9 protein-coding genes and 2 tRNA genes are annotated in these 9474 nt (G+C 66.0%); 7 read left to right on the forward strand and 4 right to left on the reverse strand.

From position 1 onward, the window contains the following. Positions 1 to 55: 55 nt before the first annotated feature. Positions 56 to 1540 (reverse strand): Ppx/GppA phosphatase family protein, encoded by a 1485-nt coding sequence (locus AAHB17_RS15190; RefSeq protein ID WP_342131473.1) that lies wholly within the window; start codon positions 1538 to 1540, stop codon positions 56 to 58. 198 nt (positions 1541 to 1738) lie between these two features. Between AAHB17_RS15190 and pstS the strand changes: the two genes are divergently transcribed. From pstS to phoR, 7 genes are all read left to right on the forward strand, one after another. Beyond that, positions 1739 to 2770, forward strand: coding sequence for a phosphate ABC transporter substrate-binding protein PstS (pstS, locus tag AAHB17_RS15195; protein ID WP_342131474.1), 1032 nt, complete (start codon positions 1739 to 1741; stop codon positions 2768 to 2770). An 89-nt stretch (positions 2771 to 2859) separates the two neighbouring features. Continuing rightward, positions 2860 to 3849: a phosphate ABC transporter permease subunit PstC gene (gene pstC, locus AAHB17_RS15200; protein ID WP_342131475.1), complete on the forward strand. Its 990-nt coding sequence runs from the start codon at positions 2860 to 2862 to the stop codon at positions 3847 to 3849. A gap of 13 nt (positions 3850 to 3862) precedes the next feature. Next, complete coding sequence (gene pstA, locus AAHB17_RS15205) at positions 3863 to 4717, forward strand: phosphate ABC transporter permease PstA (RefSeq protein WP_342131476.1); 855 nt, start codon at positions 3863 to 3865, stop codon at positions 4715 to 4717. 43 nt (positions 4718 to 4760) lie between these two features. Further along, positions 4761 to 5537: a phosphate ABC transporter ATP-binding protein PstB gene (pstB, locus tag AAHB17_RS15210; RefSeq protein ID WP_342131477.1), complete on the forward strand. Its 777-nt coding sequence runs from the start codon at positions 4761 to 4763 to the stop codon at positions 5535 to 5537. Position 5538: 1 nt separating this feature from the next. Continuing rightward, the gene (gene phoU / locus AAHB17_RS15215; protein WP_342131478.1) at positions 5539 to 6240 is read left to right on the forward strand and encodes a phosphate signaling complex protein PhoU; all 702 of its coding nucleotides are present in this window, start codon (positions 5539 to 5541) and stop codon (positions 6238 to 6240) included. Then, a complete protein-coding gene (gene phoB / locus AAHB17_RS15220) occupies positions 6237 to 6980 on the forward strand; it encodes a phosphate regulon transcriptional regulator PhoB (RefSeq protein ID WP_342131479.1) in 744 nt (247 codons plus the stop codon). The genes phoU and phoB overlap by 4 nt, the downstream gene beginning before the upstream one ends. A gap of 10 nt (positions 6981 to 6990) precedes the next feature. Further along, complete coding sequence (gene phoR, locus AAHB17_RS15225; protein WP_342131480.1) at positions 6991 to 8307, forward strand: phosphate regulon sensor histidine kinase PhoR; 1317 nt, start codon at positions 6991 to 6993, stop codon at positions 8305 to 8307. 30 nt (positions 8308 to 8337) lie between these two features. Here the strand turns inward: phoR and AAHB17_RS15230 are convergent, their stop codons facing one another. The 3 genes from AAHB17_RS15230 to AAHB17_RS15240 form a co-directional block, all read right to left on the reverse strand. Then, complete coding sequence (locus AAHB17_RS15230) at positions 8338 to 8916, reverse strand: glycine zipper 2TM domain-containing protein (protein WP_342131481.1); 579 nt, start codon at positions 8914 to 8916, stop codon at positions 8338 to 8340. 157 nt (positions 8917 to 9073) lie between these two features. After that, positions 9074 to 9150, reverse strand: a tRNA-Arg gene (locus AAHB17_RS15235). A gap of 50 nt (positions 9151 to 9200) precedes the next feature. Then, positions 9201 to 9277 (reverse strand) — tRNA-Pro (locus AAHB17_RS15240). Positions 9278 to 9474: the final 197 nt, after the last annotated feature.

Below are 9474 nucleotides of genomic sequence, written 5' to 3' on the forward strand. Positions count from 1 at the left end.
AGGAACAGTGTAAACCGTATATACGGTTTATGGCCTTCCCTGCGCCGTCATGGCGTCATTTCAGTTCGACGCCGAATTTCCAGCGTGTCTTCTGCCAGGCGGCGGCTTCCTCCTGCAGCAGCCACGCCGACTGCGGGAAGCGCCTGGCCCAGTCGGACGAGGCCACCAGGCGGAAGGCGCCGCCCTTGTAGCCCAGCTTCATGCCCGACGTGTCGGGCGCCTTGCGGGCATGGCACAACAGCACGGCCAGGCGCAGGCACAGCAGCTGCTTGGCGAACAGTTCTTCCTCCAGTGCCGCTTCCATCTTGCGCAGCTTGCCGCGCTGGCCCAGCACCAGCTGACTCATGCGGTGCAGCTCGGGCAGCGAGAAGCCGGGCGCGTCCACGTGGTCGAGGATGTAGGCGCCGTGCTGGTGGGCATCGCTGTGCGAGATGTGGGTGCCGATCTCGTGCAGGCGGGCAGCCCAGGCCAGTTTGGCCGAGAAGCGTCCGGCCAGCGGGTCGGGCGCGGCCACCTGCTCGAACAGGGCCATGCTCAGCTTGAGCACACGCTCGGCCTGGGCCGGGTCGACCGAAAAACGCTCGGCCAGCCAGCCCACGGTGCGTTCGCGCACGTCGGTGTCGTCGGCGTCGCGAGCGATCAGGTCGTAGAGCGCGCCCTGGCGCAACGCGCCCTGGGCGGGCAGCAACTGGTCGAGGTCGAACAGGTCGAAGATGGCGCGCAGCACGCTGATGCCGCCGCCGATGACGGCCTTGCGGTCGTCGCGCAGGCCGTCGATCTTGAGCTGGTCCACGTGGCCGGCTCGCAACAGGCGGCCGTGCAGCCAGTCCAGCCCGGCGCGGCCCACCACGCCGGCCGGCCAGCCGTTGTTGGCCAGCAGCTCGGCCACCGCGCCCACGGTGCCCGATGAGCCATAGGCCACGCTCCACTGGTCCTTGGCGAAAGTGTCCAGGGCTTCGTCCAGCACCGCCTGGGCCGCAACCTCGGCGGTTCGGAAGGCCTCGGCGGTGAATTCGCCACCGGGAAAGTAGCGTGTGGACCAGGAGCCGCTGCCCAGCCGGTAGGACTCCATGCGCAGGGCGTTGAAACCCTGGCCGAGGATCATTTCGGTGGAGCGCCCGCCGATGTCGATGACCAGGCGGTGCTCGTCCGACTGCGGCAGCAGACGCGAGACGCCCTGGTAGATCAGGCGCGCTTCCTCGTGGCCGGAGACGACCTCGATGCGAAAACCCAGCAGCTCCTGGGCGCGGGCGAGGAATTCGTCGCGGTTGCGCGCCTCGCGCAACGTCTGCGTGGCCACGGCGCGCACCTGCTGTTTGCCAAAACCCTGCAAACGTTCGCCGAAGCGGGCCAGGCAGTCCCAGCCGCGCTGCATGGCGGCGGGGGTCAGGGCGCGGGTCTCGTCCAGCCCGCTGCCCTGGCGTATGGCTTCCTTGAGGTACTCCACCCGCTCGACGTGGCCGGCCTGGAAACGCCCGATTTCGAGGCGAAAACTGTTCGATCCCAGGTCGACTGCGGCCAGAAGGGTTCCGTTTTGCATGCTGAGGTGTGGGGTGCGTGGCGCGCGTCGGCGAAAAAACTGCCGCCATTGTGACGCATGCCCATGACGGAACCGCGTGGCCACCGAGCCGTCAACACCGTGTTTTCAAGTGGACACGACCTTGTCACAATCATGTCACATTGCCTCCCTAGAGTTGCACCTGTCCATTCTGAACAAGTCGCAACCCAGAGGAAACCCATGAACGCCAAACGCACCCTGCTGAAGACCGTTGCCGCCGCCGCGCTGGCCACCCTGGCCATGGGCCAGGCTTTCGCCGCCGACATCACCGGCGCCGGCGCCACCTTCCCCTTCCCGATCTACGCCAAGTGGGCCGAGGCCTACAAGAAGGACACCGGCACGGGCCTGAACTACCAGTCCATCGGGTCCTCGGGCGGCATCCGCCAGATCCGCGCCAAGACCGTGGCCTTCGGCGCCAGCGATGCGCCGGTGTCCGGTGCCGACCTCGACAAGGACGGCATGGTGCAGTTTCCCGCCGTCATCGGCGGCACCGTGCCGGTCTACAACGTGGAAGGCTTCAAGCCGGGCGAGATCCGCATGACCGGCGAGGTGCTGGCCGAGGTCTTCCTGGGCAAGATCAGCAAATGGAACGATCCCAAGCTGGTCGCCCTGAACCCGGGCAAGCCGCTGCCGGACCTGTCCATCACCATCGTGCACCGCGCCGACGGCTCGGGCACCACCTTCAACTTCACCGACTACCTCAACGAGGTCAGCAAGGACTGGGCATCGACCGTGGGAAAGGGCGCCGCGGTCAAGTGGCCGGCGGCCTCGTCGGTGGGCGGCAAGGGCAACGAGGGCGTGGCCGCCAACGTGTCGCGCGTCAAGGGCTCGTTGGGCTATGTGGAATACGCCTACGCCAAGAAGAACAACATCCCCTTCGTGCTGCTGCAGAACAAGGATGGCAAGTACGTGGCGCCCGACGACAAGACCTTCATGGCCGCCGCCGCCGGTGTGAACTGGTCGAGCGCGCCCGGCATGGGCGTGTCCATGGTCAACGCCAAGGGCGCCGAAAGCTGGCCGATCAGCACCGCGTCCTTCATCCTCATGTACAAGGAGCCGACCAACAAGGCGGAATCCGCCGAGGTGCTGAAGTTTTTCGACTGGGCGTTCAAGAGTGGCAAGCAGATGGCCATCGACCTCGACTACGTGCCGCTGCCCGACAGCCTGACGAACGAAATCCGCTCCAAGGTCTGGTCGCAGATCAAGAAGTGAGGCCTGTGAGCCTCGCCGGGCCGGTCTGGTCCGGCCTTTTTTGATGTCTGTCCCCAGGCCCGGGAGCCAACATGAGTGTGGATACAACAATGCGCGCAGAGCCAGCCACGGCACAGGAAACGCCTTCGGGGCAGCCAGACATGGAGGCGATTGCCCGGCGGCAGCGCCTGCAGGACTTTCTTTTTCACCGCATCACGCAGGCGTTTTCGCTGGTGGTGCTGGTGGCGCTGATGGGCATCATCGTTTCCCTGTTCCTCAACGCCTGGCCGACCTTTCAGAAGTTCGGTTTCCACTTCGTCTGGCATGTCGAATGGGACATCGTCAATGAGGACTTCGGCGCCGCCATCGCCATCGTGGGCACGCTGGCCAGCGCTGGCGTCGCGCTGCTGATCGCGGTGCCGCTGGCCTTCGGCATCGCGCTGTTTCTCACCGAAACCTGCCCGGTGTGGCTGCGCCGCCCCTTGGGCACGGCCATCGAGCTGCTGGCGGCCGTGCCGTCCATCATCTACGGCATGTTCGGCCTGTTCATCTTCGCGCCGTTGTTCGCCGAGCACGGCCAGCCGGCGCTGCAGTCCACCCTGGGCCAGATGCCCCTGATCGGCGGCCTCTTCGGTGGCGCCATGAACGGCATCGGCATCCTGGCCGCCGGCATCGTGCTGGCTTTCATGGTCCTGCCCTTCATCGCGGCGGTGATGCGCGACGTGTTCGAGATCGTGCCGCCCATCCTGCGCGAATCGGCCTACGGCCTGGGCTGCACCACCTGGGAGGTGGTGCGCCGCGTGGTGCTGCCCTACACGCAGAAGGGTGTGATCGGCGGCGTGATGCTGGGCCTGGGCCGCGCCCTGGGCGAGACCATGGCGGTCACATTCGTGATCGGCAACGCCAACCGGCTGCCGACCTCCTTCTTCTCGCCGGGCACCTCGATCGCCTCGACCCTGGCCAACGAATTCGGCGAAGCCGCCGACCTGCACCTGTCCACGCTGTTCGCGCTGGGTTTCCTGCTGTTCGTCATCACCTTCGTGGTGCTGGCGGCGGCCAAGCTCATGCTGCTGCGCGCCGAGAAAGCCAAGGGCTTCTGAGAAGACACCGACCATGGAATTCAACCAAACCCTGTACAAGCGCCGCCAGCGCGCCAATGCCATCGGCCTGACCCTGTCCATGGGTGCCATGGCGCTGGGCCTGACCGTGCTGCTGTGGATCCTGTACGTGCTGTTCTCCAACGGCCTGGCCGCGCTGGACTGGAACATGTTCACCCAATCCACCCCGGCACCCGGCAGCGATGGCGGTGGCCTGGCCAACGCCATCGTCGGCAGCCTGATGATGGTGGGCTTCTCGGTGCTGGTGTCCACGCCGGTGGGCATCCTGGCCGGCATCTACCTCACCGAATACGGCGACCAGAGCAAGACGGCCGAGCTGACCCGCTTCGTCACCGACATCATGTTGTCTGCCCCCTCCATCGTGCTGGGCCTGTTCGTCTACGCCATCGTGGTGGCGCAAAGCGGGCACTTCTCCGGCTGGGCCGGCAGCCTGGCGCTGTCGCTGATCGCGGTGCCGGTGGTGGTGCGCACGACCGAGAACATGCTGCGCCTGGTGCCGGGCAGCCTGCGCGAAGCCGCGTTCGCGCTGGGCGCGCCGCGCTGGAAGGTGTCCACCATGGTCACGCTGCGTGCCGCCAAGAGTGGCGTGATGACCGGCCTGCTGCTGGCGGTGGCCCGCATCAGCGGCGAAACCGCGCCGCTGCTGTTCACCGCGCTCAACAACCAGTTCTTCAGCGCCGACATGAACAAGCCCATGGCCAACCTGCCGGTGGTGATCTTCCAGTTCGCCATGAGCCCCTACGACAACTGGATCCGCCTGGCCTGGGGCGGCGCGCTGCTGATCACGCTGGCGGTGCTGGTGCTCAACATCGTGGCCCGTGTGTTTTTCCGTGACAGGAGCCCCAAGTGAGCGCACCGCGCCCGGCCTCGCACCCCATCTTCCGGATACTCCCATGACCGACACCCTGATCGACACCAAGAACGCCCTCGAGGTGCGCAACCTGAACTTCTTCTATGGCAAGTTCCAGGGCCTGCGCAACGTGACCATGGACATCGCCGAACGCAAGGTCACGGCCTTCATCGGCCCGTCGGGCTGCGGCAAATCCACGCTGCTGCGCACGCTCAACCGGATGTACAGCCTCTACCCCGGCCAGCGCGCCGAAGGCCAGATCAACTTCTACGGCCAGAACATCCTGGACGCTGGACAGGATCTGAACCTGCTGCGCGCCCGCATCGGCATGGTGTTCCAGAAGCCGACGCCGTTTCCCATGACCATCTACGACAACATCGCCTTCGGCGTGCGTCTGTACGAAAACCTCAGCAAGAGCGAGATGGACGACCGGGTGGAGTGGGCGCTGGCCAAGGCCGCGCTGTGGAACGAGGTCAAGGACAAGCTCAGCCAGAGTGGCCTGTCGTTGTCGGGTGGCCAGCAGCAGCGCCTGTGCATCGCGCGCAGCGTGGCGGTCAAGCCTTCGGTGCTGCTGCTCGACGAGCCGACCTCGGCGCTGGACCCGATCTCCACCGGCAAGGTCGAGGAACTGGTGCACGAACTCAAGGCCGACTACACCATCGCCATCGTCACCCACAACATGCAGCAGGCCGCACGCTGCAGCGACTACACCGCCTACATGTACCTGGGCGAGTTGATCGAGTTCGGCGCCACCGAACAGATCTTCTTCAAGCCCAAGCGCACCGAGACCGAAGACTACATCACTGGAAGGTTTGGCTGATATGAGCGACAAACACCTGTCGAGCCAGTTCGACGCCGATCTCAACACCGTCTCCACCCGCGTGCTCGAAATGGGCGGGCTGGTCGAGTCGCAGCTCCACCAGGCCCTGTACGCGCTGGTGCACCTGAGCCTGGAGACCGCCAATCAGGTGATCGAGAACGAAAACCGCGTCAACCAGATGGAGCGCGAGATCGACCACGACATCACCTCCACCATCGCGCGCCGCCAGCCAACCGCACGCGACCTGCGTTTCCTCATGGCCATCTCGCGCACCACCTCCAACCTGGAGCGTGCCGGCGACGAGGTGGCCAAGGTCGCGCGCATGGTCAAGTCCATCATCGAAAACGGCTCGCCGCGTTCGCTGCCCACGTCCGAGCTCCGGGTCGCGGCCGACCTCGCGGCCACGCTGATGCGCAAGTCGCTGGACGCCTTTGCCCGGCTGGACACGGCCATGGCCATCGAAATCATCAAGGGCGACGACGAGGTGGACCTGGAGTACGACGGCTTCCTGCGCAAGCTCATCACCTACATGATGGAAGACCCGCGCAAGATTTCGCCCAGCCTGGACCTGCTGTTCCTGGCCAAGGCCATCGAGCGGGTGGGCGACCACGCGAAGAACATCGCGGAGTCCATCATCTACATCGTCAAGGGCGAGGACGTGCGCCACACGCCCATGGCCACGGTGGAGCGCCTGGTCAAATGAGAAAACTTCCCCGCGTGCTGGTGGTGGAGGACGAGCCGGCGATCGCCGAACTGATCGCCGTCAACCTGCGTCACAACGGATTCGCACCCACCGTGGTGTTCGATGGACTGGCTGCCCAGCGCGAGGTGGACGCCGTCTTGCCCGATGTCATCCTGCTCGATTGGATGCTGCCGGGCGAAAGCGGTGCCAGCCTGGCACGCCAATGGCGCAAGCACGAACGGACCAAGACCGTGCCCATCCTGATGCTGACCGCCCGCAGCGACGAGTCGGACAAGGTGCAGGGCCTGGACGCTGGCGCAGACGACTACATCACCAAGCCGTTTTCCACCCAGGAGCTGCTGGCGCGCATCCGCGCCGTGCTGCGCCGGCGCGCGCCGCAGATCGTCAACGACTCGGTGCAGGTGGGACCGCTGACGCTGGACGCCGGCACCTACCGGGTCAGCTACGACGGCCAGGAGCTCAAGGTCGGCCCGACCGAGTTCAAGCTGCTGCACTACCTGATGAAACACGCCGAACGCGTGCACACCCGCGCCAGCCTGCTCGACAAGATCTGGGGCGACCACGTCTACATCGAGGAGCGCACGGTGGACGTGCACATCAAGCGCTTGCGCGAATCCCTGGGGGAGGGCGGCAGCATGATCGAGACCGTGCGTGGTGCCGGCTACCGGCTCAGCGTGCAGGCCGTGCGCGCCAAGGCGCTGCCCGAAGCCGGTGCCTTGCCGGCCGCGTCCGCCTCATGAACCGCGCCGCATGATCCGTCGCGCGTTTGAACTGGTGGCGCTGGCCGCGGCCGGTGCCGCCTGGGGCGTGTACACGGCATCGGTCTGGGCCACATTCGCGGGGGCGCTGGCGGGCGCCCTGTTGTGGGCGCTGATCGACAGCGTGCGCGCCGGCCTGCTGCTGCGCTGGCTCAGTCTGGGGGAGCCCACCACACCGCCACGGCTGAGTTCGGTCTGGGGCGAGGTGGGCGAACGGGCCCGCAAGGCCATGCACCGACTGACGCGGCAGGCGGCCGAAAGCGAAACGCGGTTGCAGGAATTCCTGGCCGCCATCCAGGCCTCGCCCAATGGCGTGGTGCTGCTCGACGCCGCCTGGCGCATCGAGTGGTGCAACCTCACCGCCGCGGGCCACCTGGGCTTCGACGCCAAGCGCGACCTGCAGCAGTTCATCAAGAACCTGGTGCGCGACCCGGCTTTTGCCACCTACCTCAGCGTGGGCGATTTTTCCGGTTCGGTGGACATCCTGGGGCGTGATTTTTCGCAGGAGGCGCCCCAACGCATCTCGCTGCAGGTGCATCCCTATGCCGAAGGCCGCAAGCTGCTGCTGACGCGCGATGTCACGGCGGTGCAACTGGCCGAGGCCATGCGGCGCGATTTCGTGGCCAATGTGTCGCACGAGATCCGCACGCCCCTGACCGTGCTCAGCGGTTTTGTCGAGACCATGCAGCACCTGCCGCTGGACGAGTCGGACCGCCAGCGCTACCTGGGCCTGATGGCCCAACAAGCCCAACGCATGCAGACCCTGGTGAACGACCTGCTGACCTTGTCGCGCCTGGAAGGCAGCCCGGTGCCGGGCATCCATGAGCACTTCGACAGCACCGAACTGCTGGACGAGGTGCTGGAGGAGGCGCGTGGCCTGTCGATGGCGGTCAGCGATGGCGGACACCAGATCGAAGCGGTGGTGTGCCCTGCGCTGCGCCTGTCCGGCAGCCGCAACGAGTGGCACAGTGCGCTCTCCAACCTCCTGAGCAACGCCGTGCGCTACACCCCCGCCGGTGGCACCATCCGCGCCGGCTGGCGGCTGCTGGAAGACGGCAGTGCAGAATTTTCGGTGACCGACACCGGGCAGGGCATCGCGGCCGAACACCTGCCGCGCCTGACCGAACGCTTCTACCGCGTGGACCGCAGCCGCTCCAGGGAAACCGGAGGCACGGGCCTGGGCCTGGCCATCGTCAAACACGTGGTGCAACGCCACGGCGGGCAGGTGCGGGTGGACAGCAAGGCGGGCAAGGGGTCCACCTTCACGCTGTCGCTGCCGGCCTTGCGTGTGTGGCCCTTGGAAGGCTAGGGCGGTCCTGTGCAGGGGATGGCGCGGCCGTCAGAGCCGCGCCAGCGTCTTGCCCGACACCTTGACCGCGTCACCACTGATCAGACCGGGGTCGTGGTTGAAGCTGAAGCCGCGTTCCTGGCCCGAATTCAGCCGTACACGCACGGTCCAGACCTTGGTCGAGTTGACCTTTTCCTCGATCTTGTGGCCCGCGTAGGCGCCACCGGCCGCGCCCGCGATGGTGGCCAGGTCGCGCCCGGTGCCACCGCCCACCTGGCGGCCAAGCAAGGCACCCGCCACGCCACCGCCGATGACGCCAATGGCGCTGCCCTGGCCTTTTTGCTCGCCCACGACCACGGACAAAACCTTGCCGCAATCCGCGCAGGTGCCGGCCTTGGCCTGCGACGCCGATGCCTGGGACGTGCTGGCCATCCTGGCGTCGGCCACGGCCCGGTCGTGCTCGGCCTTGGCATCGCGCAGGCACTGCATGCGTGCGCTGGAGTTGGACGCCTCGGCACACACCTTCTTGTCGGCTTCGTAACGTGCGGCGGGGGTTTCGGTGTCGGCGGCGGACGCGAGCATCGGGCCGCAGAACAGGAGGAGGGAGAGGGTGCGTGTGACGCGCTTCATGGGGTGGCTTGAGTGACAGACAACGTGCTCGTCACATTGTGCGCGGGCCGGGGCGCCCGATGCGCAATAAAGTGTTTCAAACCCGGGTGATTTGTCCCGGAAGTGCCCCTCATACGGCTCGAAAAACCGCTTAAATTCTTGATTTATAAGGGTTTTCTGGCCTGCCCGGAGGGACTCGAACCCCCGACCTGCTGCTTAGAAGGCAGCTGCTCTATCCGGTTGAGCTACGGGCAGTGAAGAGATGGAAAAAAGGCCCACGCTGTGGGCCTTTTTTCTTTTGGTGGTGGTCGGAGCGGCGGGATTCGAACTCGCGACCCTCTGCTCCCAAAGCAGATGCGCTACCAGGCTGCGCTACGCTCCGACAAGCCTTCTAGTATATGCGCTACGCGCCCCGATTTTCAGCAAGGCCGACATCTTTGTGTCGGCTTCAGCGTTTTTGGTATTGCGTGCCGCCAAACAGGACTTCGCGGCTCTTGTCGTCGGTGATGGGTTTGCGCAGATGCGCCAACACCGTCACGCCGCGCGCCACCGCGGGGCGCGCGGGCCCCGTTTAGCACC

The sequence above is a fragment of the Hydrogenophaga sp. OTU3427 genome, from assembly GCF_038440225.1.
Taxonomy (GTDB): Bacteria; Pseudomonadota; Gammaproteobacteria; order Burkholderiales; family Burkholderiaceae_C; genus Hydrogenophaga.